Here is a 22961-nt window from a genome sequence, read left to right as displayed (position 1 = left end):
GGGGCTCAGCTGAATCCCGTGGGGAGGTACTGGTCCACGTTGTCCTTGGTGACGACGGCGGAGTAGAGGGTGAGGGAGGCCGGGATCTCCAGCTCCGCGAGACCGCCGACGCCCTTGCCCTGGCCGAGCGCGCGGGCGAGGTCGATGGCGGAGGCGGCCATGGTCGGCGGGTAGAGCACGGTGGCCTTCAGCACGGTGTTGTCGGCCTTGATGGCGTCCATGGCGTGCTTGGCGCCCGCGCCGCCGACCATGAGGAAGTCGTCCCGCCCGGCCTGCTTGATGGCGCGCTCCGCGCCGACGCCCTGGTCGTCGTCGTGGTTCCACAGGGCGTCGAAGCCCGAGTGGGCCTGGAGCAGCTGGGCCATCTTCGCCTGGCCCGACTCGACGGTGAACTCCGCGGCCTGGCGGCCGACCTTCTCGATGTTGGGGTAGTTCTTCAGGGCGTCGTCGAAGCCCTTCGTGCGCTGCCGGGTCAGCTCCAGGTTGTCGATCCCGGCCAGCTCGAGGACCTTGGCGTTCTTCTTGTCCTTGAGCTGCTCGCCGATGTAGTGCCCGGCGTTGAGGCCCATGCCGTAGTTGTCGCCGCCGATCCAGCAGCGGTACGCCTGCGGGGAGGCGAAGACGCGGTCGAGGTTGACCACCGGGATGCCCGCCCGCATCGCCTTGAGCCCGACCTGGGTCAGCGCCTTGCCGTCGGCGGGCAGGATGACCAGGACGTCGACCTTCTTGTTGATGAGGGTCTCGATCTGGCCGATCTGCTGGGCGGTGTCGTTGGAGCCCTCGGTGGCCTCCAGCGTGACGTCCTGGTACTCCTTGGCGCGCCGCTTGGCCTGCTCGTTGATGGCGTTGAGCCAGCCGTGGTCGGCCTGCGGCCCGGCGAAGCCGATGGTGACCTCCTTACCGGGCTTGTCGTCGGAGGTGTTGGCGGCCGGCTTGCTGCTCCCGTCGCTGTCGTTGTTCTCGTTGCTGGTGCACCCGGCGGCGAACAGCGCGCCCGCCGCGGCGGTGCCCAGCAGCAGGTTTCTGCGACTGGTGGCGGAGCTCTTGGCGTCCCTCATGACGTACCTCATGGCGTCGAACGACCCTTCTGTACCAGGACGGCGGCGACGATGATCGCGCCCTTGGCGATCTGCTGGACATCGCTCTGGAGGTTGTTCAGGGCGAACAGATTGGTGATGGTGGTGAAGACGAGGACGCCGAGGACCGAGCCGGTGATGGTGCCCCGGCCGCCGCTGAGCAGCGTGCCGCCGATGATCGCGGCGGCGATGGCGTCGAGTTCGTAGAGGTTGCCGTTGGTGTTCTGGCCGGAGCCGGTGAGGACGATCAGCATGAAGGCGGCGACACCGCAGCACAGCCCGGAGAGCAGATACAGCATCAGCCGCTGCCGTCTGACGTCGATGCCCGCGAGCCGGGCCGCCTCCGCGTTGCCGCCGATGGCGACGGTGCGGCGGCCGAAGGTCGTCCGGTTCAGCACCAGCCAGCCCAGGACCGTGACGGCCGCGAAGATGAGCACCAGCGGGGGGATGCCGAGGACGTAGGCGTCCGGGAGCCCGAGGTCCAGGACCGGGTCGACGGTGACGACCTGGGTCCTGCCGTCGCTGATCTGCAGGGCCAGACCACGGGCCGAGGCCAGCATCGCCAGGGTGGCGATGAACGGGACCATCCCGCCGTACGCGATGAGCACCCCGTTGACCAGTCCGCAGCCGAGCCCCACCAGGACCGCGCACAGCAGGATGCCGCCGAGTCCGTAGTCCTGCGTGGCCACGGTGGTGGCCCATACGGAGGCGAGGGCGACCATCGCGCCGACCGACAGATCGATGCCGCCGCTGGTGATGACGAAGGTGACGCCGACGGTGACGACGCCGATGACGGACGCCTGGGTGAGCACGAGCTGGAGGTTGTCGGTGCTCAGGAACTCATCGGGCTTGGTGAAGCCGCCGACGGCGATCAGCACCGCCAGCACCCCGACGAGGGAGAGGTTGCGCAGATCGGCCAGGCGCCGCAGCCGGCCCAGGGGGTCGGCGCCGGCACGGCCGGCCGGCGGTCCGCCGGCCGGACCGGCCGTCAGCGTGGCGCCCGCTCCCGGCACCGGTGCGGGGTCGGCCGGGGTGCCGGCCGCCGGCCTGCTCCCGGGTGAATTCACGACGGGCTCCCTTCCATGACGAGATCGAGGACGCGGTGCTCGTCCAGCTCCCGCGCGGGCGCCGTATGCACCACGCGGCCCTCGCGGAGCACCAGCACCCGGTCGGCGAGGCCCAGGACTTCGGGCAGTTCGCTGGAGACGAGCAGGACGGCCATGCCGTCGTCGGCGAGCCGGCGGATCACGGCGTACAGCTCGGCGCGGGCCCCGACGTCCACCCCGCGCGTCGGCTCGTCCAGCAGCAGCACCCGGCAGCCGCGCAGCAGCCAGCGGGCCAGCACGGCCTTCTGCTGATTGCCGCCGGACAGGGTGCGCACCGGCCGCTCGGGGTCGTCGGGGTGCAGCGACAGCTCCCGCACGCACCGGCGGGCCGCCGCCCGCTCCGCGCCGCGGTCCACCCAGCCCGCGCGGGAGAAGCGGGGCAGGGAGGAGACCGAGACATTGCGGGTGACGGACTCCAGCATCAGCAGCGCCTGCGCCTTGCGCTCCTCGGGGGCCAGACCGAGCCCGGCGCGCACGGCGGCGGTCACGCTGCCGGGGCGCAGCGGGCGGCCGCCGACGAAGACCCGGCCCGAGGTGGGGCGGCGGGCGCCGTAGACGGTCTCCAGGATCTCCGACCGCCCGGAGCCGACGAGTCCGGCGAGCCCGACGATCTCACCGGGTGCGAGGTCGAGGTCGATCGGCTCGAACTCCCCTTCCCTGGCGAGGTGTTCCAGCCGCAGCACGGGTTCGGCGGTGGGCGCCGGAGCGGCCGTGGTGCGGCGCGGGAACGCGTACTCCACGTCCCGGCCCGTCATCAGGGCCACGATCTCGCGGGTGGGGGTGGTGCGGGCGGGCAGCCCGCGGGCGGCGGCGCGGCCGTCCTTGAGCACGGTGACGCGGTCGCCGATCCGGCGGATCTCCTCCAGCCGGTGCGAGATGTAGACGACGGCGACCCCGGCGGCGGTGAGATCGCCGACGATGCGGAAGAGGTTGTCGACCTCGTCGGGGTCGAGGGCCGCGGACGGCTCGTCCATCACGATCAGCCGGACGTCGTGGGAGAGCGCGCGGGCCATGGAGACGATCTGCTGCCCGGCCGCGGAGAGCTCCCCGACCAGCCGGCCCGGGTCGATCTCGGGGTGGCCGAGCCGGGTGAGGAGGGCGGCGGTGGCGGTGCGGGCGGCGCGGGAGCGGACGAAACCGGCGGTGGCCACCTCATGGCCGAGGAAGACGTTCTCCGCGACGGACAGCCCCTCCACCAGGTCCAGTTCCTGGTAGATGGTGGCGATGCCCAGCCGCATGGCGGCGACGGGCGACTTGAGGGTGACCGGCGCGCCCTGCCAGCGGATCTCGCCGCCGTCGGGCTGATGCGCCCCGGCCACCACCTTGATGAGCGTGGACTTGCCCGCGCCGTTCTGGCCGAGCAGACAGTGCACCTCACCCGCTTCGACATCGAGGTCGACGCCGTCGAGGGCGCGGACCCCGGGGAAGGACTTGGTGATCGCGGACAGGGTGAGGAGCGGGCGCGGGTCGGGTGGTGCCGGTGCCATGGCGGGCCTCCTCGGCGGTTCGCACGTGCGCTGTCGCTCGATGCGGTGGGCGGGTCGGTCGCACATTCGCGTTCGCTCGCGTGGCGGAGTACGGCGCGGCGCGGTGGAGCGGTGCGGGGCGCGACGGGGTACGGCGCGGCGCGGTGATGCGGCGCGGTGGTGCGGCTCAGTGGTGCCGGTGGTGCGGCTCAGTGGTGCGGCGCGATGGTGCGCCGGTGGTGCGGCTCGTGCCCCGGCGTGGCGTGCGCCGAGGGGCGGTGCGGATGCCGTGCTGCCGTGGTGCTGTTGTGGTGTTGCTGCCGTGCTGGTGCGCTGTGCCGGAGTTGCGAGCCGCCGGACGGGGCCGGACGGCCGTGGCCGGACGGGGAGCGGGCGGAGCGGGCCGTCAGGCCGGGGAGAAGAGGTGGTCGCTGATCAGGCGGGCCGCGCCGGTGACCCCGGCGGCCGGGCCGAGTTCGCCCAGCACGATGGGGAGGTTGCCGGTGGCCAGGGGCAGGGACTGGCGGTAGACCTGGGTCCGTATGGCGGCGAGCAGCGTATGGCCGAGCCCGGTGACACCGCCGCCGATGACCACCAGACCGGGGTTGAAGAAGCTGACGAGCCCGGCGATGACCTGGCCCGTACGGGTGCCGCCCGCCCTGATGAGGTCGAGCGCGGTCGCGTCGCCCGCGGACGCCGCGGCGGCGACGTCCGTGGCGGCGAGGCTCCCCGCGGCCTCCAGCCGGGCGGCGAGTTCGGCGGACCGGCCGTCGCGGGCGGCCGCCTCGGCGTCGCGGGCCAGCGCCGCGCCGCCGAAGTACGCCTCCAGGCAGCCGCGGTTGCCGCAGGCGCAGGGGCGGCCGTCGGGTTCGGCCTGGATGTGGCCGATGTCGCCGGCACTGCCCGTCGTACCGCGGTAGACCTCACCGCCGACGACGATCCCGCAGCCGATACCGGTGCCGATCTTCACGCAGAGAAAGTCCTTGGCGGAACGGGCGACGCCCGCGTGCTGCTCCCCCATCGCCATGAGGTTCACATCGTTGTCGACCATGACCGGGCAGCCCAGTTCCTGGCTGAGCGCCTCCCGTACCGGGAAGCCGTCCCACCCCGGCATGATCGGCGGCGCCACGGGCACGCCCTCGGGGAACCGCACGGGGCCGGGCACTCCTATGCCCGCCCCGTCGAACCCCTCGGCCACCCCGGAGGCCCGGAGCTTCGCGGCCATGTCCAGCACCTGCTCGAAGACCGCGACGGGTCCCTCGCGCACATCCATGGGCTGGGTGAGGTGGCCGAGAATCTCCAGTTCCGCGTTGGTCACGGCAACATCCACGGAGGTGGCGCCGATGTCCACGCCGAGCAGCCGCAGACCGGGCGCGAGCCGGATGTTGTGCGAGCGCCGGCCGCCGCGCGAGGCGGCGAGCCCGTCCGCGATCACCAGCCCGGTCTCCAGCAGCCGGTCGATCTCCACGGCGAGCTTCGAACGCGAGAGGTCGATCTGATCGCCCAGCTGAGCACGGGAGTTGGGGCCGCCGTCGCGCAGCAGGCGAAGCAGTCGCGCCTGATGCGCGTTGGCCGGTCGTGCCGTCATGCGCCTCACGCCGCCCCTCCCGCCGTCATATCGGCATCCCTGGAGCCCCGCTGCCGGGCTTTCACGGGGAACGTAGCAGCGGTTGTCGGGGGTGGGAAGAACTTGCGCCGGAATTGCCGTCGACTTTCTCCTGTCGCAGGACAAAGCGGAGTTGATTTCGGGACAGACCTGCTGCGCGAGGGTGAGGAGATCGAGGGCGTCACGGTCCACCGGCGCCAAAAGGTGCCGCCGCCCGGCGACAGGCGGGGCGGCGGGAGATGTGGCGAGGCGGGAAGGGCGGCGGGAGGGTCAGGACCGGTCGCGCTCGTGGTAGGTGCGGCGGGTGTGTTCGGTGTGGGCGCGCATGACGGCCGTGGCGCGCTGTTCGTCGCCGGCGGCGATGGCCGCGATCAACTCGCGGTGCTCGATCCAGGACTGCTTGCCGCGCTGCCGGGCGACCGGGGTGTAGTACCAGCGGACCCTGCGGTCCACCTGGGCGGCCAGCTCGGACAGGACCGCGTTTCCGGCCAGCCGCATCACCTTGGCGTGGAATTCGGCGTTCGCCGCGACCGCGCCGTCCACATCGTCGTCCAGCACCGCGCGCTCGCCCTTGGCGCACAGGTCCTCCAGCGCGGCGACCCCGGCCGCGTCGGCCTCGGCGGCGGCCAGCCGGGCGGCCTCCGCCTCGAGGAGCGTGCGCACCGTAAGGAGCTGATCGGCCTCTTCCTCGGTGGGCTCGTGGACGAACGCGCCCTGCGCGGGCCGCAGATCGACCCAGCCCTCGGTGTTCAGCCGCTGGAGGGCCTCGCGCACCGGCTGGCGGGAGACCCCGAGATGACCGGCGAGCTCGCTCTCCACGAGGTGCTGGCCGGGACGGAGGGCGCGGGTGGTGATGAGTTCGAGCAGCGCCTCGTAGACACGCTCGCGGAGTGGGCCGGGCCGCTCCAGCTTCGGCACCGCACCCTGGGGTAGTCCCCTGGCCGGCATCGCGCCCCCTCTGGCTTCGTCGTTTTCCGGATACATGGATTGGTTATTGTCTACAGTTTACCCACACTGTCCATGTGTCAGACGGGTTCGGCGGTTCTGACGCCGGGTCAGCCACTCGCCGCATGTCCTCGCGGTCCGGGCGACACGGTGGGATCGAGGTGCGTCCGATGCCTTGACCCCCTTCTCGGGAATACTGTATTCAATATTCTGTCGACGATACCCGGACGCTCGGTTCCCTCACGTCGCAGCGCGGCGTGACCGCCGTAAGGAGCCCGTCGTGGCCCGTAACCGCCAGCGCGACCGACAGCAGAAGCAGTACCCCCGGCTGACCCACCCCCTGGTGCGCGATCCGGTGAGCGGTGAACTCCGCCCCGCCTCCTGGGACGAGGCGCTCAGCCGGGCCGCCGCCGGATTCCGGGCCGTGACGGCGGCCCACGGGCCCGACGCGTTCGGCATGTTCTCCTGCTCCCGCGCCACCAACGAGATGAACTACGTGGCCCAGAAGTTCGCCCGGGTGGTGATGGGCACCAACAACGTCGACTCCTGCAACCGCACCTGCCACGCGCCCAGCGTCGCGGGGCTGTCCGCCGTGTTCGGCTCCGGCGGCGGCACCTCCTCGTACGGGGAGGTCGAGGACACCGATCTGATCGTGATGTGGGGCTCCAACGCCCGCTTCGCGCACCCGATCTTCTTCCACCACGTCCTCAAGGGCATCCGGAACGGCGCCCGGATGTACGCGGTCGACCCGCGCCGCACCTCGACCGCCGAATGGGCGGAGAGCTGGCTGGGGCTCAACGTGGGCACCGACATCCCGCTCGCCCACGCCGTGGGCCGCGAGATCATCCACGCGGGGCTCGCCAACCACGCCTTCATCGAGCGCGCGACCAGCGGCTTCGAGGAGTACGCGGCCCATGTGGAGCCCTGGACCCCCAGCGTCGCCGAGAAGGTCACCGGCGTCCCGGCCGACGCGATCCGCGATCTCGCGCACGCCTACGCCACCGCCGAACGCGCCCAGCTGTGCTGGACCCTCGGCATCACCGAGCACCACAACGGCACCGACAACGTCCGGGCGCTGATCAATCTGGCCCTGCTGACCGGCCACGTCGGCCGGTACGGCTCCGGGCTCCAGCCGCTGCGCGGCCAGAACAACGTCCAGGGCGGCGGCGACATGGGCGCCATCCCCAACCGGCTGCCCGGCTTCCAGGACATCCTGGACCCGCCCGTCCGGTCGAAGTTCGAACGCGCCTGGGACGTGGTCATCCAGCCGCGCTACGGACTGAACCTGACCGAGATGTTCGAGGCGATGGAGGCGGGCGAGCTGCGCGCCGTCTACTGCATCGGCGAGAACCCGGCCCAGTCCGAGGCCGACACCGAGCAGGCCATCCGGCGGCTCACGTCCCTGGAGCACCTGGTGGTCCAGGACATCTTCCTGACCAGGACCGCCGAACTGGCCGATGTGGTGCTCCCGGCGACCGCCGCGTGGTGCGAGACGGACGGCACCACCACCAACAGCGAGCGGCGCGTCCAGCGGGTGCGCAAGGCCGTGGAGCCGCCGGGCGAGGCGCGCGAGGACATCGACATCCTCTGCGAGCTGGCGCGGCGGCTGGGCCACGACTGGGAGTTCGCGGACGCGGAGGAGGTCTGGAACGAGCTGCGCGCCGTCTCCCCGGACCACTTCGGGATGACGTACGAGCGGCTGGAGAAGCACCAGGGCATCCAGTGGCCCTGCCCCAGCACCGACCGCCTGGAGCCCACCTATCTGCACGGCCGCCTCTGGGAGAGCGATCCGGCCCGGCGCGGCGCCCGCGCCCCCTTCGGCCCCGTCAAGCACGATCCGCCGGTCGATCTGACCGATGACGCCTACCCGATCCGGCTCACCACGGGGCGGCGCCTGGACTCGTACAACACCGGGGTGCAGAGCGGGGGGTTCGCCTCCCCGCTGCGGCGCGGCGAGTACATCGAACTCTGCCCGGAGGACGCGGACCGCTACCGGGTGGAGGCCGAGGAATGGGTGCGGGTCACCTCGCGGCGCGGTTCGGTGGTGGCGCCGGTGTGGATCGACCCCGGGCTGCGGCCGGGACTCGCCTTCATGACCATGCACTTCCCCGACGAGGTGGACACCAACTCCCTGACGATCGAGGCCAACTGCCCCATCGCGGGGACGGCGGAGTTCAAGGCGTCGGCCATAAGGATCGAGAAGCTTCCCGTGACCGCCGTAAGGAGCTGATCGTGGATCTGCGCTTCGGTGACAGCAAGCCCACGGACGAGGAGCGGGCGGCGGTCGACGCGCTGCTCGGCCCGCCCGCGTCCGCCTGGGAGGGCGCGGACGACCGTACGGACACCGATCTGCGCTGGGCGCGCGGCGGCCGCGAGGCGCGTGAGCGGCGCGATCTGCTGTTGCCGGGGCTGCACGCCCTCAACGACCGGGTGGGCTGGATCAGCGAGGGCGGCCTGGCCTATCTGTGCCGACGGCTGACGGTCCCTCCGGCGGAGGGCTACGGGGTGGCGACCTTCTACGCGATGTTCGCGGTGAAACCCCGTCCGGCGACCGTCGTCCACGTCTGTACGGACCTGGCGTGCGCCGCCCGGGGCTCCGCGCGGGTGTGCACGAAGATCGAACGGGACCTGGGCCCGGCGGGCTCGGCGGGGTCCGGAGCCGTCTGGCAGCCCAGCCCATGCCTGGGCCTGTGCGAACGCGCCCCGGCGGCCCTGGTGATCCGCGCGGGCGAGGCCCCGCGGACGGCGGTCGTCGCCCCGGCCACGGCCGAGGCGGTCGCCGACGCGGCGACGGCGCCGCACGAGGCGGCGGCCGAGCCGCAAGCGGCGGCCGCCGCGCCGCAAGCACGAACCCCGGCCGCCCAGCCCGCACAGGCGGGCACCTCTGCCGCCCTGCCCGCCCCCACGCCCGCGCCACGGCCCAGCAGGGCGTCAGGCCAGGCGTCAGGCCAGGCGTCAGGCCAGGCGTCAGGCCAGGCGTCAGGCCAGACCGCGAACGCCGTTGCGCGGACGGGGAGTTCCGCGCCCGGGAGCGCACTCGCGGCGCCGGAGGCCGGGCGCGACGGTCTGGTGCTGCTGCGTCGGGTCGGGGTGGTGGACCCGGGGTCGCTCGACGACTACCGCGCCCACGGCGGTTACGCCGCCCTGCGGCGCGCGTTCGCGCTCGGGCCCGCCGGGGTGATCCGGGAGGTGACCGAGGCGGGTCTGGTCGGGCGGGGCGGGGCCGCGTTCCCGACCGGGCGGAAGTGGGCGGCCACCGCCCAGCAGCCCGACCATCCGCACTATCTGGTCTGCAACGCCGACGAGAGCGAACCGGGGACCTTCAAGGACCGGGTCCTGATGGAGGGCGATCCGTACGCCCTCGTCGAGGCCATGACCATCGCGGGCTACGCGACCGGGGCCCACCGCGGCTATCTGTACCTGCGCGGCGAGTATCCGCGTGCGCTGCGCCGGCTGCGCACCGCCATCGACCGGGCCCGCGCCCGCGGCCTCCTCGGCGAGGACGTGATGGGCCAGGGGTTCGCGTTCGACATCGAGATCCGGCGCGGCGCGGGCGCGTACATCTGCGGTGAGGAGACCGCGATCTTCAATTCGATCGAGGGGCGGCGCGGTGAACCGCGCAGCAAACCGCCGTTCCCGGTCGAGAAAGGGCTGTTCGGCAAGCCGACCGCGGTCAACAACGTGGAGACGCTGGTCAATGTGCTGCCCATTCTGATCGAAGGCGCACAGGGGTATGCGCGCACCGGCACCTCCGCCTCCACCGGCACCAAGCTGTTCTGCGTCTCCGGCACGGTGGCCCGCCCCGGCGTCTACGAGCTGCCGTTCGGGGCGACGCTGCGGGAGCTGCTGGAGCTCGCGGGGCCGCCGAAGACCCTGCGCGCGGTGCTGCTCGGCGGCGCGGCGGGCGCCTTCGTACGCCCCGACGAGCTGGACGTCCCGCTCACGTTCGAGGGCACCCGCGCCGCGGGCGCCACGCTCGGCTCGGGGGTGGTGCTGGTGCTGGACGACAGTGTCGAGCTGCCCCGCGTCCTGCTGCGCATCGCGGAGTTCTTCCGCGACGAGTCCTGCGGCCAGTGCGTGCCCTGCCGGGTGGGCACCGTACGGCAGGAGGAGGCGCTGCACCGGATCAAGGACCTTACGGGCGACGCCGCGGCCGGGGACATCGCGCTGCTGCGCGAGGTCGGCCGGGCCATGCGGGACGCCTCGATCTGCGGTCTGGGCCAGACCGCCTGGAACGCCGTGGAGTCCGCCATCGACCGTCTGGGAGCCTTCAAGTGACCGCGATACCGCTGCGACCCCCGCGCCGTCTGGTCGACCTCACCCTGGACGGCGAGCCGGTCCGCGCCCCGGAGGGCAGCACCCTGCTGGACGCGTGCCGCGCCGCGGGCAAGGACGTCCCGACCCTGTGCCAGGGCGACACGCTCACCCCGAAGAACGCCTGCCGGGTGTGCGTGGTGGAGGTGGAGGGCTCCCGCACCCTCGCCCCGGCCTGCTCCCGCCGGGTGGAGCCGGGCATGGAGGTGCGCACGGACACCGAGCGGGCCCGGCACAGCCGTAAGGTCGTCCTGGAGCTGCTGGCCTCCTCCACCGATCTGTCGACGACCCCGGGCGCCGCCGAGTGGATCGAGGAGTACGGGGCCGAGCCGGACCGGTTCGGTGCCGAGGCGGCCCGGGTGGCCGAGGAGCCGAAGGTGGACAACGACCTGTACGTCCGCGATTACAGCAAATGCGTCCTCTGCTACAAATGCGTGGACGCCTGCGGCGAGCAGTGGCAGAACACCTTCGCGATCGCGGTCGCGGGCCGCGGTTTCGACGCCCGTATCTCCACCGAGCACGACGCGCCCCTCACCGATTCGGCCTGTGTCTACTGCGGCAACTGCGTCGAGGTGTGCCCGACGGGCGCCCTGAGCTTCAAGACCGAGTTCGACATGCGGGCGGCCGGGACCTGGGACGAGTCGGCGCAGACGGAGACCACGACGGTGTGCGCCTACTGTGGTGTGGGCTGCAATCTCACTCTCCATGTGCAGGACAATGAGATCGTGAAGGTCACCTCGCCGCACGATAATCCCGTGACACACGGGAACCTGTGCATCAAGGGCCGCTTCGGCTACCAACACGTACAGAACCACGCACAGAACCAGGACTGATCGACATGGGACGGGTCACCGAGCGACGCCGCGTCATCCGCATCCGGGACGGGGCGGTCAGCACCCGGCCGGACACCCTCGTGGCGGAGGAGCCGCTGGAGATCCGGCTGAACGGCAAACCGCTGGCGATCACCATGCGCACACCGGGCGACGACTTCGCCCTCGCCGCCGGGTTCCTGGTGAGCGAGGGCGTCCTCGGGCGCGCGGAGGAACTGGCGAACATCGTCTACTGCGCGGGCGCGACCGAGGACGGTTCCAACACCTACAACGTGGTGGACGTGAAGCTCGCCCCGGGCGTGCCCGTCCCGGACATCACCCTCGAGCGCAACGTCTATACGACGTCGTCCTGCGGGCTGTGCGGCAAGGCCAGCCTGGACGCGGTGCGGACGACCGCGCGCTGGCCGCTCGGGGACGACCGCGAAGATTCTGAGGACTCTGGCGGCTCTGAAGGCTCTGCGGTGCGGATCGAGCCGGAGACGCTCTCCGCGCTCCCGGACCGGCTCCGCGCGGCGCAGCGCGTCTTCGACCGGACCGGCGGGCTGCACGCGGCCGGGCTGTTCACCCCGGACGGTGAGCTGCTGGACCTGCGGGAGGACGTGGGCCGGCACAACGCGGTGGACAAGCTGGTGGGACGGGCGCTCCAGCAGGGTCTGCTGCCGCTGTCGGGCTCGGTGCTGATGGTCTCCGGGCGCGCCTCCTTCGAGCTGGCGCAGAAGGCGGTGATGGCGGGGATCCCGGTGCTGGCGGCGGTGTCCGCGCCGTCCTCGCTGGCGGTGGACCTGGCGGCGGAGACGGGGCTGACCCTGGTCGGCTTCCTCCGCGGCACCTCGATGAACGTGTACGCGGGTGAGCACCGGCTCGCCCTGCGGACAGCGGTCGGCGGGGCCTGAGGAGCGGTCGGCCCGCTGCACGGGTTGGCGGGCCGGCCGGCGAGGAGCGCCCCCTGCGCCGGCCGGCCCCTACCGGACGCCATAGCTCCGCCCTGCACCGGCCGACCAGAGCCCGGCCACGGGACTGGACCCGGCCGTGGGGCTGAGCCCCGCCGTGGGGCTGTCCCCACCTGAACGCGGGGGCCTGCCGCATGGCCGGGGCGCTGCCGCGCCTGGAGGCTGGTGAGGCATGAACGCATCCACGAAACGCCCTCGCTTACGGTTCGCCACGGCCGCCGCCGTGGCCGCCGCCCTCGTCGGCGGAGCGGCCGCCGTCCCGGCCGCCGCCACCGGAGCGCCCGCCACCGCCGCGTCCGCAGGCTCGTCCGCCGGCCACCGGCTCACCGAGGACGAGCTGCGCCGCGAGGTGGCCCGGACGCTGAAGGACGCCGGTTTCATCGGCATCACGGTGGAGGTGCGCGACGGCCACCGCCGGATCCACGCGCGTGCGGGCGAGGCCGAGCTGAACACGGGCCGTCCCATGCCGTACGGGGCGCACTACCGGGCCGCGAGCGTCACCAAGTCCTTCGTGGCCACGGTCGTCCTCCAGCTGGTCGCCGAGGGACGGCTGTCGCTGAGCGATCCGGTGGACCGGTGGCTGCCGGGCGTGGTGAGCGGCAACGGCAACGACGGCCGCCGGATCACCGTACGGAATCTGCTCCAGCACACCAGCGGCATCCACAACTACTCCTACAGCGACGACACCGGCGACTCGGCGGAGGACTTCGAGCGGACCCGGTTCGACCATGTCTCCCCGGAGCAGGTGGTGGCCGGGGCGGTGAAGCACCAGCCCGACTTCCCGCCCGCTTCCGCCGACGACCCCGAGCCCGACTGGAACTACTCCAACCCCGGCTATGTGCTCGCCGGGATGATCATCCAGAAGGTCACCGGGCACACGTGGCCGCAGGAGGTCCGCGACCGCATCATCCGCCCGCTGGGCCTGACCGGTACTTACGAGCCCGGGGACGATCCGCGGCTCCAGGGCCCGTACGCGCATACGTACCAGCGCTTCCCCGGCTCCGGCACCTGGACGGACACCACGCTCCGCAATGTCTCCTGGGGTGGTGCGGCCGGTTCGCTCATCAGCACCGACCGCGATCTGGACCGGTTCTTCACCGCGCTGCTGAGCGGCCGTCTGCTGCCCCCGGCGCAGCTCGCCGAGATGCGCCGCACGGTCCCCGTCGCGGAGGACTTCGAGGTGGCGTTCCCTCACCTCCAGTACGGGCTCGGGATGATGCGGCAGCCGCTCAGCTGCGGCGGCTACCGCTGGGGCCACGGCGGCGATCTCGAAGGGGCCACGGTGCGCACCGGCTTCGCCGAGGGCGGGCGGCGCTCGGTGACCATCAGCAGCAGCGGCAAGACCGCCGACGACGAGCAGGTGCTCAGGGCCGAAGGCGCCCTCCAGGGCCTCATCGACCGCGTGCTGTGCGGCGGCGCGCGATGATCCGGCGGGTGACCGCGGCCACCGCGGCCGCCCCCGCCCGCGCGGCCACCGCCGTCTGCCTGGCCGTCGCCGCGCTGGTGGCGGCCGCGCCGCCGCCGTCGCACACCGCACGGCTCGCCCAGGACGCCGATGCGGTCCACCGGGCCGGGGCGGTCGGGGTGGCGGCCGTCCTGGACACCTCGTCCGGCACGGCCACCGCCCACAGCGGCACGGCCGACACCCGCACGGGGCGCCCCATGCGGCCCGATGACCACTACCGGGCGGGCAGCACGCTGAAGACCTTCGTCGCCACCGTCGTTCTCCAACTCGTGGGCGAGGGGCGGCTGTCGCTGGGCGATCCGGTGGACCGGTGGCTGCCGGGCGTGGTGAGCGGCCACGGCAACGACGGCCGCCGGATCACCGTACGGATGCTGCTCCAGCACACCAGCGGGGTACCCAACGTCACCCGGCTCCCCGAGCTGCTCCCCGCCCTGTACTCGGCGGACGGCTACTACCGGAACCGGTTCCGGCACTACACGGCCGAGGAGCTGGTCGCCGCCGCGGTGCGGCAGGCCCCGGACTTCGAGCCGGGCACCGGCTACCGCTACTCCAACACCGGCTATGTCCTCGCCGGAATGATCATCGAGAAGGTCACCGGGCGCGGCTGGCGCGCGGAGGTGCGCGACCGGCTCATCCGGCCGCTGGGGCTCACCGGCACCTCCCTGCCGGGCGACGCCCCGGTGCTTCCCGCTCCTTACGCCCGCGGCTACCACACCTACGCGGAGGGCGGCGGGGGCCCGGTCGACACCACGCTGTTCAACGGCACGGCGGCGGACGCCGCGGGCGACCTGGTCACCACCCCACGCGACGTCAACCGCCTGTTCACCGCGCTCCTCACCGGACGGCTGCTGCGCCCCGCCGAACTGGACGAGATGCGGCGCACCGTGCCGATGCCCGAAGAGCCGGGGCGCCGCGTGGGCCTGGGCCTGGAGACCACCCCGCTGAGCTGCGGTGGCTTCTACTGGCACCACGGCGGCAACGCCCTGGGCTACAGCAGTGAGAATGGCATCACCACGGATGGCCGCCGGGCCGTGACCGTCGCGACGAACAGCTTCGACGAGGCGGACGAGGGACGGCAGGACGCCGCGGACCAGGCGGTGAAGGAGCTGATCGACCACGCGCTGTGCGGGCGCTCGGCGGCGCCATGAGCTCTGACACCGGCCATGGGCCGACCCGGCGGCGCACCTGCCGCCCCTTGGCCCAACTTCCGCTGCGTCACACAGAGATGACGCACGGTTCTTGTCCCGGGATGCCGCCGGACGAGACACTTCTGCCGCAGCCATGCGCGAGACATGGGATGTCTTGATGTCGTGATGTCCAGGTGTGATGGCCAGATGCCCCCCAAGGGGCGGTCCGAAGGGCAGGTCCGTGACCATGGCGTCAGTTCTCCGCACACGTCCCCGTACCAGACCCTGGCGCCGCCGCGCCGGTGTGCTCCTCACCGCCGCGGCGCTGGCCCTGATTCCGCTTCCGGTACGGGCCGCGGACACGGACGAATCCGTGTCCGCGGCCCGTACCGCCTCCTCCCCCGACTCCGGCTTCGACCAGCAGGTCCTCTTCACGTCCGCCCAGGAGCAGGGGTACTCCTGCTTCCGTATCCCCGCGGTCGTCAAAGCGAAGGACGGCACCCTGCTCGCCTTCGCCGAGGGCCGGGTCGACAACTGCGGTGACGCCGGGGACATCGATCTGGTCCTCAAGCGCTCCACCGACGGCGGCCGCACCTGGGGCCCGCTCCAGGTGATCAACGAGGGCGACGGTGACACCCATGGCAACCCCGCGCCCATCGTGGACACCCGCACCGGTCGCATCATGCTCGCCAGCACCTACAACACCGGCCGCGACGACTCCCAGAGCTGCGACGTCCCCTGTGACCGCACCCCGCATCTCCAGTACAGCGACGACAACGGCGCCACCTGGTCGGCCCCGCGCGATCTGAGCCCCTCGCTGCTGCCGCCCCAGTGGAACTCCTGGTACGCCACCGGCCCCGTCCACGGCATCCAGCTCCAGCGCGGCCGGCACAAGGGCCGGCTGGTCTTCACCCTCAACACCGAGAGCTACGGCGGCGGCCGGATCACCGACAACCACGCCGCGCTCGCCTACAGCGACGACGGCGGCGACAGCTGGCGCATCGGCGCGGTGGACACCTTCCCGCTCGCGGACGACGGCACGTTCCGCCAGAAGCCGTCCGAGATGACGCTGGTGGAGCGGGCCGACGGAGCGATCTACGTCAGCGGGCGGGAGCAGGACGGCACCGACCTCGGCCACCGCGACTACGCCATCAGCCGCGACGGCGGTGAGAGCTTCACCGCGCCCTTCCGCACCATCCCCGATCTGCCCACTCCCCAGGTGCAGGGGTCGATCCTGCGGCTGCGCGACCCCGGCCGCGACGGTCCCGGCCGGCTGCTCTTCTCCGCCCCCGCCGATCCCGACCGGCGCCGCACCATGATGATCCGCTCCTCCTGGGACGAGGGCCGCACCTGGGACGGTGTCGATCGCGGCACGGTGGTCACCACCGACTGGTCCGGCTACTCCGACATGGTCGCGATCTCGCGGGACACGGTGGGGCTGCTGTACGAGGGCGGTGCGGTGGACGCCCGGGACGAGATCCGCTTCGCCCGGTTCACCGAGGACTGGCTGGGCCCCCGGCAGGCGCCCGCCCCCACCACCGACGACCGCGCGCCCGGCGCCCGGTCCGCGACCGTGCTCGGCGGTGCGGCGGTGCGCGACGACGGCCGTTTCGGCGGCGCGCTGTCCTTCGACGGCACGGACGACGCCGTACGCGTCCCGTACCGCACCGCCCTGCCGCTCGGCACCCGCGACTTCACCGTGAGCCTGTGGTTCCGCTACTCCGCCGCCTCCGGGCAGCATCCGTTCCTGTGGATGGGCGGCATCGGCACCAAACAGCCGCAGGTCTGGCTGCGCGGTGAGCCCGGGAGTCACCGGATCCGGGCGCTGATCACCACGGTCAACGGCTTCGCGAACTTCACCAGCGCCTCGGTCGCCACCGGCACCCCGTACAACGACGGGCAGTGGCACCACCTGGCCCTGATCCGCGGCGGCGGACGGCTCTCCCTCGCCGTGGACGGCGGCGCCCCGGCCACCGCCCCCGACGCCCCGGGCACCGTGAGCCGCACCGCGCCCTTCGGCCTCCACCTCGGCCAGGCCGTGGACAGCCGCTCCCGGATGACCGGCGACCTGGACGAGTTCCGCCTCTACGCCCGCGCGCTGACCGACACCGAACTGCGCCGGGTCCGCGAGTTCAACGCCCCGCTCGACGGTCCCCACTCGGGCACCCTGGTCCGCCTCCCCCTGGACCGCGTGCGGTCCTCCCACAGCTGACGCGGTGACGCGGCGGCTGGACAGCTAGACGCGGGTCAGCGCGGGGTCCGCACCGGACCCCGCCGGCGCGTCCGCATCCGCCTCGGTCCCCGCCTCCGCATCCGCCGCTTCCGGCGCCCGCGCCGCGAAGCGGCGGGCCAGCACCGCGCAGACCATCAGCTGCATCTGGTGGAAGAGCATCAGCGGCAGCACCGCCAGGCTCGCCTGGGCGCCGAAGAGCACGCTCGCCATCGGCAACCCGGCCGCCAGACTCTTCTTCGACCCCGCGAAGACGATCGTGATCCGGTCCTCGCGGACGAAGCCGAGCTTGCGCGAGCCGTACGAGGTGAGGGTGAGCATCAGTGTGAGGAGGACCGCCTCGACGCCGAGCAGGACGGCCAGCCGGGCCGGGGTGACCTGGTGCCAGATGCCCCGGGTCATGCCCTCGCTGAACGCCGCGTAGACCACGAGCAGCACCGAGCCCCGGTCCACCAGGCGCAGCACCGCCCGGTGCCGGGAGATGAAGCCGCCGATCCAGCGGCGCAGCAGCTGACCGGCGAGGAAGGGGGCCAGCAGCTGAAGCGCGATCTTGACCATGGAGTCGGCCGAGAAGCCGCCCTGGCTGCCGCCCAGCAGCAGCGCGACCAGCACCGGGGTGACGACCACGCCGAGCAGGCTGGAGAAGGAGCCCGCGCAGATCGCGGCGGCGACATTGCCCCGGGCGATCGAGGTGAAGGCGATGGAGGACTGGACCGTGGAGGGCACCAGGCACAGGAAGAGCAGCCCGGTGTAGAGCGGGTGCGTCAGCACGTACGGCACCAGGCCGCGGGCGGCCAGGCCGAGGACCGGGAAGACGACGAAGGTGCACACCAGCACGGTCAGGTGGAGCCGCCAGTGGCGCACCCCGTCCAGCGCCTCACGGGTGGAGAGCCGAGCGCCGTAGAGGAAGAAGAGGAAGGCGACCGCGACCGTGGTGGCGCCGTCGGTGACGGTGGCGGCCCGGCCGCTGACCGGCAGCAGCGCGGCGAGCGCCACGGTGCCGACGAGTCCGAGGATGAAACCGTCCAGGGGGAGCCAGGAAGGGAGGGAGATCGTGCGCGGGAACGGGCGGTGCGGGCGGTGCGGGCTGGGCATTCGTTCTCTTTCTCGCTGTTCTCCGGCTTGGCGTGAACCCTGGCGTGGACCCTGGCCCTGGCGTGGACCCTGGCACGGCCCATGGACACGGACGGGGCCCCGTCCATGGTGCTCCTGATCACCGTCATCGGGAATCCCGCATACCGCTCTGACTGTCATCGCGTTCCGTGATGACCTCCCGTACGGTGGCCCCATGTACGACCCCGCCCAGCTCCGTACGTTTCTCGCGGTGTCCCAGACCCTCAGCTTCACCCAGGCCGCCGACCGCCTCGGGGTGCGCCAGTCCACCGTGAGCCAGCAGGTGCGCAAGCTGGAGGCGGCCGTGGGGCGGCAGCTGTTCACCCGGGACACCCACGGGGTGGAGCTGACCGAGGACGGCGAGGCGATGCTGGGGTTCGCCCGCTCCATCCTGGAGGCGAACGAGCGGGCGGCGAGCTGGTTCCGCGGCACCCGGCTGCGCGGACGGCTGCGGTTCGGCGCCTCGGAGGACTTCGTGGTGACCCGGCTGCCGGAGATCCTGGAGGGGTTCCGCCGCGATCACCCCGAGGTGGATCTGGAGCTCACCGTCGAGCTGTCGGGCACGCTGCACGAGCGGCTGGAGGCGGGCAAGCTCGATCTGGTGCTGGCCAAGCGGTCCGAGGAGCGGCCGGGGGGACAGCTGGTGTGGCGGGACCGGCTGGTGTGGATCGGCGCCGAACGGCTGCGGCTGGATCCGGACCGTCCGCTCCCCCTGATCGTCTTTCCGCCCCCGGGGCTGACCCGGGCCCGCGCCCTGGACGTGCTGGAGCGGCACGGCAGGTCATGGCGGATCGTGTGCACCAGCGGCAGTCTCAACGGCCTGGTCGCGGCGGCGCGCGCCGGGCTCGGGGTGATGGCGCACACCCATGGCCTGATTCCGCCCGGACTGGCGCCGGTGCCCGAACGGGCCGGGCTGCCCGACCTCGGCCCGGTGGATTTCGTGCTGTTGTACGGAAGGCGGCGACAGGACGGTGCCTCGCACGCCGCGGCGGAGCGGCTCGCCGCCGCGATCCTGGCGGGCCCTGTGCCGCGATCGGGAAGATTTCGTGCAGAAGACCGTTACATATGAGCCACAGCCGGGGCGCATAGGGCCGGACTCCTCGCAATCCGCCCTGGCCGACGCCTGATTGGCCTGCCCGCCACCTCACCGGCCGCCCGGCATTCCGTGCGTTCCGGGCACAAAACACCTCTCCCGCATCCGGGCCGGATCGGGTACGGTCGCGGCGCTGTGCCCAGCGGCTTCAAGGAGCAGGTATTGCGCGAGTTCACCGTCCCCCCGATGGCGACGGCGCCCCAGGCCGGAGGACTGGCGGATGCCGTCTTCGAGCACGCGCGGTCCGACCCCCACCGGGTGGCGCTGGCCCGCAAGGCGGCGGACGGCCGGTGGCAGGACGTGACCGCGGGCCAGTTCCGGGACGAGGTGACGGCGCTCGCCAGGGGGCTGCTGGCCCATGGTGTCCGGTTCGGCGACCGCGTCGCCATCATGTCCCGCACCCGCTACGAATGGACGCTCTTCGACTTTGCCCTGTGGTCCCTCGGCGCCCAGAGCGTCCCGCTCTACCCCACCTCCTCCGCCGAGCAGGTCTGCTGGATGCTGCATGACGCGGGGGTCTCGGCCTGTGTCGTGGAGCACGAGGACCACGCGATGACGGTCGGTTCGGTGGTCGGCCGGCTGCCGCATCTGAAGCGGCTGTGGCAACTGGACGCGGGGGCGCTGGAGGAACTGCTGTCGGCCGGGCGGACCATCGAGGACGATGTGGTCGAACGGCACCGGCTGGCCGTGACGCCCGAGCAGACCGCGACCGTCATCTACACCTCGGGCACCACCGGCCGCCCCAAGGGCTGTGTGATCACGCACGCCAATCTGATGGCCGAGTGCGACAACATCGTCGAGCGGTACGAGGAGGCCTTCCACTCCAAGCGGGGCGACGAGGCCGCCACCCTGCTCTTCCTGCCGCTCGCCCATGTCTTCGGCCGGATGGTGGAGGTCGCCGCCATCCGCGGCAAGGTCAAGCTCGGGCACCAGCCCAAGCTCTCGGCCGCCGCGCTGCTGCCCGATCTGCAGACCTTCCAGCCGACCTTCATCCTCGCGGTGCCCTACATCTTCGAGAAGGTGTTCGCGGCGGCCCGCCGCAAGGCCGAGGCGGAGGGCAAGTCGGGGGTGTTCGAGAAGGCCGTGGACGTGGCGGTGCGGTACGCGGAGGCGCAGGAGGCCAGGGCGTTCGGCACCGGGCCGGGCCCGGGGGCCGCGCTGCGCATGCAGCACCAGTTCTTCGACAGGACCGTGTACGGCAAGGTGCGTGCCGCGATGGGCGGCCGGGTCCGGCACGCCATGTCGGGCGGTTCGGGCATGGAGCGGCGGCTCGGTCTGTTCTTCGCGGGCGCGGGCGTCACCATCTACGAGGGGTACGGCCTCACCGAGTCCACCGCCGCCGCCACCGCCAACCCGCCCGAGCAGACCCGCTTCGGGACGGTCGGCGTGCCGATTCCCGGCACCACGGTGCACCTCGCCGACGACGGCGAGGTGTGGGTGCGCGGCGGCCAGGTCTTCGCCGGCTATCTGGGCGACCCCAAGGCGACCGACGCGGTGTTGCGCGACGGCTGGCTCGCCACCGGCGACCTGGGCACGCTGGACGAGGACGGCTATCTGACCATCACCGGGCGGAAGAAGGAGATCCTGGTGACCTCCAGCGGCAAGTCCGTCTCCCCGGTGGGCCTGGAGGAGCGGGTGCGGGCGCATCCGCTGGTCGCCCAGTGCATCGTGGTGGGCAACGACCGCCCGTACATCGCGGCGCTGGTCACGCTGGACTCGGAGGCGGTCGCGCACTGGCTGACGATGCGCGGCAAACCGGAGCTGCCGCCGGGTGACCTGGTCCATGACTCCGACCTGGAGACCGAGATCCGGCGGGCGGTGGTCGCGGCGAACACCACCGTCTCCCAGGCGGAGTCGATTCGTACCTTCCGCATACTTGCCGCGCAGTTCTCTGAGGAGCATGGTCTGCTGACGCCGTCGCTCAAATTGAAGCGACAGGCCATCGAACAGGCGTACGCCGCCGAGGTCGAGGCGCTGTACCGTTCCTGAGCCGCGAAGGGGGCACGAAATGATCGATGTCATTCTCCCCGACCTTCCCGAACGCGAACTGGCCCTGCTGTCCGAGGAGACACCCCAGCCCACCGGCCCGAGGCTGGCCGGACGCGTGATCCTGGGCGGACCGGTGGCGTTACCGGTGACGGCGGAGCTCGTCGGACCGGATCCGGATCTGCTGGACTTCCTCCGGACGGAGGCGGACAACGCCGTCTACCACCTGGTGCACCTGTCGGTGACCTGCGCCCGGGACACCCCGGGCCCCGTTCTGCACTCGGTCAACCTCGATGTCACCCTCACGGCCGAACCGGTGCGGCGGGGCGGCACGGTCTTCCAGCCGGTGGCCTGGTCCATGACCCCGCGCCAGCTCACCGGGCAGGCGGTTGCCGGGGCAGCGGAGCGCGCGGCCCACCTCGGCCCGCGGCTCGGATTCCGCCACGGCGTCCCCACCGCGTACGGCGAGCGGGTCTGGCTGGAGGCGCGGCGGGAGCTGCGCTCCGACCCGGGCTGGGAGATCCGGCGCACCTCAGCGGTGCGCATCGACGGTACGTACCGGCTGGCCATGGTGGTGCGGGCGCCGCGCGCGGCGGTGAGCCGGGCGGCGGTCGCGGTGGGCGCGACGGTGCGCGAGGGACACACCCTGCGCCGTTTCCGGCACGAGCTCGCGGACCCGCTGCGCCTGGCGGCACCACGGTAGTGATCAGGCCATTCGATGACCTGATGGCGGGAATGCGGGCCGGCCGCTGATCGTTGTGGCTCTGGTAGCAAGCATCCACAACCGACGTAAGGATCGACCGCTCGTGAGCAAGGTCCCCTTCATCACCCTCAACAACGGCGTCCGGATGCCGCAGCTCGGCTTCGGCGTCTGGCAGGTACCGGACGACGAGGCGCGGACCGCGGTGGGCACCGCGCTGGAGGCCGGTTACCGCAGCATCGACACCGCCGCGATATACGGCAACGAGGAGGGCACGGGGAAGGCGCTGGCCGCGTCGGGCATCGCGCGCGACGAGCTGTTCGTCACCACCAAGCTCTGGAACGCGGACCAGGGGTACGACTCGACCCTGCGCGCCTTCGACACCTCGCTGGCCAAGCTCGGCCTGGACTATGTGGATCTCTACCTGATCCACTGGCCGCTGCCCAAGGTCGACAAGTACCTGGACACCTGGAAGGCGTTCGAGAAGATCTACGCCGAGGGCCGCGCCAAGGCCATCGGCCTGTCCAACTTCCACCCCGCCCACATCCAGCGGCTGCTCTCCGAGACCTCGATCGTCCCGGTGGTCGACCAGATCGAGCTGCACCCGCAGCTCCAGCAGGCGGAGCTGCGCGCCTTCAACGCCCGCCATGACATCGCCACCGAGGCGTGGTCCCCGCTCGGCCAGGGCAAGGGCCTGCTGGCGGACCCGACGCTCGCGGCGATCGCCGAGAAGCACGGGAAGTCCCCCGCCCAGGTGGTGCTGCGCTGGCATCTGGAGATCGGCAATGTGGTGATCCCCAAGTCCGTGACCCCGTCGCGGATCAAGGAGAACATCGACGTCTTCGACTTTCAGCTGGACGCCGAGGACCTGTCGGCGATCGACTCCCTCGAGGCCGGCAAGCGTCTGGGCTCGGACCCCGAGACCTTCAACGCGGTCTGAGACCCGGCCCCGGC

The 22961-nt window shown here is 72.2% G+C and carries 17 protein-coding genes; 11 read left to right on the top strand and 6 right to left on the bottom strand.

Features of this window, described 5'->3' with window-relative positions:
• Positions 1–5: 5 nt before the first annotated feature.
• The 5 genes from PS467_RS32080 to PS467_RS32060 form a co-directional block, all read right to left on the bottom strand.
• Complete coding sequence (locus PS467_RS32080) at positions 6–1058, bottom strand: substrate-binding domain-containing protein (protein WP_311038135.1); 1053 nt, start codon at positions 1056–1058, stop codon at positions 6–8.
• Positions 1059–1066: 8 nt separating this feature from the next.
• Positions 1067–2089, bottom strand: coding sequence for an ABC transporter permease (locus PS467_RS32075; RefSeq protein WP_432280768.1), 1023 nt, complete (start codon positions 2087–2089; stop codon positions 1067–1069).
• 50 nt (positions 2090–2139) lie between these two features.
• Positions 2140–3669 carry a sugar ABC transporter ATP-binding protein gene (locus PS467_RS32070; RefSeq protein WP_311038134.1) on the bottom strand — a complete coding sequence of 510 codons (1530 nt, stop codon included), beginning with the start codon at positions 3667–3669 and terminating at the stop codon, positions 2140–2142.
• A 385-nt stretch (positions 3670–4054) separates the two neighbouring features.
• Complete coding sequence (locus tag PS467_RS32065; protein ID WP_268975169.1) at positions 4055–5236, bottom strand: ROK family transcriptional regulator; 1182 nt, start codon at positions 5234–5236, stop codon at positions 4055–4057.
• 288 nt (positions 5237–5524) lie between these two features.
• A complete protein-coding gene (locus PS467_RS32060; protein WP_268975168.1) occupies positions 5525–6202 on the bottom strand; it encodes a GntR family transcriptional regulator in 678 nt (225 codons plus the stop codon).
• Between the two features lie 277 nt (positions 6203–6479).
• On the opposite strand from PS467_RS32060, the gene PS467_RS32055 reads away from it, so the two are divergent.
• The 7 genes from PS467_RS32055 (at position 6480) to PS467_RS32025 (ending at position 17097) form a co-directional block, all read left to right on the top strand.
• Positions 6480–8429, top strand: coding sequence for a molybdopterin oxidoreductase family protein (locus PS467_RS32055; RefSeq protein ID WP_311038133.1), 1950 nt, complete (start codon positions 6480–6482; stop codon positions 8427–8429).
• A 2-nt stretch (positions 8430–8431) separates the two neighbouring features.
• Positions 8432–10477: an NAD(P)H-dependent oxidoreductase subunit E gene (locus PS467_RS32050; protein ID WP_311038132.1), complete on the top strand. Its 2046-nt coding sequence runs from the start codon at positions 8432–8434 to the stop codon at positions 10475–10477.
• Complete coding sequence (locus PS467_RS32045) at positions 10474–11346, top strand: 2Fe-2S iron-sulfur cluster-binding protein (RefSeq protein ID WP_311038131.1); 873 nt, start codon at positions 10474–10476, stop codon at positions 11344–11346. The genes PS467_RS32050 and PS467_RS32045 overlap by 4 nt, the downstream gene beginning before the upstream one ends.
• 5 nt (positions 11347–11351) lie before the next feature.
• Positions 11352–12236, top strand: a complete 885-nt coding sequence (fdhD, locus tag PS467_RS32040) for a formate dehydrogenase accessory sulfurtransferase FdhD (protein ID WP_311038130.1) — start codon at positions 11352–11354, stop codon at positions 12234–12236.
• A 229-nt stretch (positions 12237–12465) separates the two neighbouring features.
• Positions 12466–13719, top strand: coding sequence for a serine hydrolase domain-containing protein (locus PS467_RS32035; RefSeq protein WP_311038129.1), 1254 nt, complete (start codon positions 12466–12468; stop codon positions 13717–13719).
• A gap of 8 nt (positions 13720–13727) precedes the next feature.
• Entirely contained in the window at positions 13728–14906 is a 1179-nt protein-coding gene (locus PS467_RS32030; RefSeq protein WP_311038128.1) for a serine hydrolase domain-containing protein, read from the top strand.
• A 226-nt stretch (positions 14907–15132) separates the two neighbouring features.
• Complete coding sequence (locus tag PS467_RS32025; protein ID WP_311038127.1) at positions 15133–17097, top strand: exo-alpha-sialidase; 1965 nt, start codon at positions 15133–15135, stop codon at positions 17095–17097.
• Between the two features lie 24 nt (positions 17098–17121).
• Here PS467_RS32025 and PS467_RS32020 read toward each other — a convergent pair whose 3' ends face one another.
• Positions 17122–18210 carry a bile acid:sodium symporter family protein gene (locus PS467_RS32020; RefSeq protein WP_311038126.1) on the bottom strand — a complete coding sequence of 363 codons (1089 nt, stop codon included), beginning with the start codon at positions 18208–18210 and terminating at the stop codon, positions 17122–17124.
• Positions 18211–18403: 193 nt separating this feature from the next.
• Between PS467_RS32020 and PS467_RS32015 the strand changes: the two genes are divergently transcribed.
• From PS467_RS32015 to PS467_RS32000, 4 genes are all read left to right on the top strand, one after another.
• Positions 18404–19297 carry a LysR substrate-binding domain-containing protein gene (locus PS467_RS32015; RefSeq protein ID WP_268975159.1) on the top strand — a complete coding sequence of 298 codons (894 nt, stop codon included), beginning with the start codon at positions 18404–18406 and terminating at the stop codon, positions 19295–19297.
• Between the two features lie 210 nt (positions 19298–19507).
• Complete coding sequence (locus PS467_RS32010) at positions 19508–21310, top strand: AMP-dependent synthetase/ligase (RefSeq protein WP_311038125.1); 1803 nt, start codon at positions 19508–19510, stop codon at positions 21308–21310.
• 19 nt (positions 21311–21329) lie between these two features.
• Positions 21330–22010, top strand: coding sequence for a hypothetical protein (locus tag PS467_RS32005; RefSeq protein ID WP_311038124.1), 681 nt, complete (start codon positions 21330–21332; stop codon positions 22008–22010).
• Positions 22011–22113: 103 nt separating this feature from the next.
• Entirely contained in the window at positions 22114–22947 is an 834-nt protein-coding gene (locus tag PS467_RS32000; protein WP_311038123.1) for an aldo/keto reductase, read from the top strand.
• Positions 22948–22961 lie beyond the last annotated feature (14 nt).

The organism is Streptomyces luomodiensis (assembly GCF_031679605.1).
Lineage (GTDB): Bacteria > Actinomycetota > Actinomycetes > Streptomycetales > Streptomycetaceae > Streptomyces > Streptomyces luomodiensis.
The sequence above is the reverse complement of the archived record's forward strand: the minus strand, read 5'-3'. Positions and strand labels throughout refer to the sequence as shown.

Bases quoted from the DNA above. Each gene is read 5' to 3' on its own strand.
- PS467_RS32020 (WP_311038126.1), bottom strand. From the start codon at position 18,210: ATGCCCAGCCCGCACCGCCCGCACCGCCCGTTCCCGCGCACGATCTCC.
- PS467_RS32070 (WP_311038134.1), bottom strand. From the start codon at position 3,669: ATGGCACCGGCACCACCCGACCCGCGCCCGCTCCTCACCCTGTCCGCG.
- PS467_RS32060 (WP_268975168.1), bottom strand. From the start codon at position 6,202: ATGCCGGCCAGGGGACTACCCCAGGGTGCGGTGCCGAAGCTGGAGCGG.
- PS467_RS32010 (WP_311038125.1), top strand. From the start codon at position 19,508: ATGGCGACGGCGCCCCAGGCCGGAGGACTGGCGGATGCCGTCTTCGAG.
- PS467_RS32035 (WP_311038129.1), top strand. From the start codon at position 12,466: ATGAACGCATCCACGAAACGCCCTCGCTTACGGTTCGCCACGGCCGCC.
- PS467_RS32005 (WP_311038124.1), top strand. From the start codon at position 21,330: ATGATCGATGTCATTCTCCCCGACCTTCCCGAACGCGAACTGGCCCTG.
- fdhD (WP_311038130.1), top strand. From the start codon at position 11,352: ATGGGACGGGTCACCGAGCGACGCCGCGTCATCCGCATCCGGGACGGG.
- PS467_RS32015 (WP_268975159.1), top strand. From the start codon at position 18,404: ATGTACGACCCCGCCCAGCTCCGTACGTTTCTCGCGGTGTCCCAGACC.
- PS467_RS32025 (WP_311038127.1), top strand. From the start codon at position 15,133: ATGGCGTCAGTTCTCCGCACACGTCCCCGTACCAGACCCTGGCGCCGC.
- PS467_RS32065 (WP_268975169.1), bottom strand. From the start codon at position 5,236: ATGACGGCACGACCGGCCAACGCGCATCAGGCGCGACTGCTTCGCCTG.
- PS467_RS32080 (WP_311038135.1), bottom strand. From the start codon at position 1,058: ATGAGGGACGCCAAGAGCTCCGCCACCAGTCGCAGAAACCTGCTGCTG.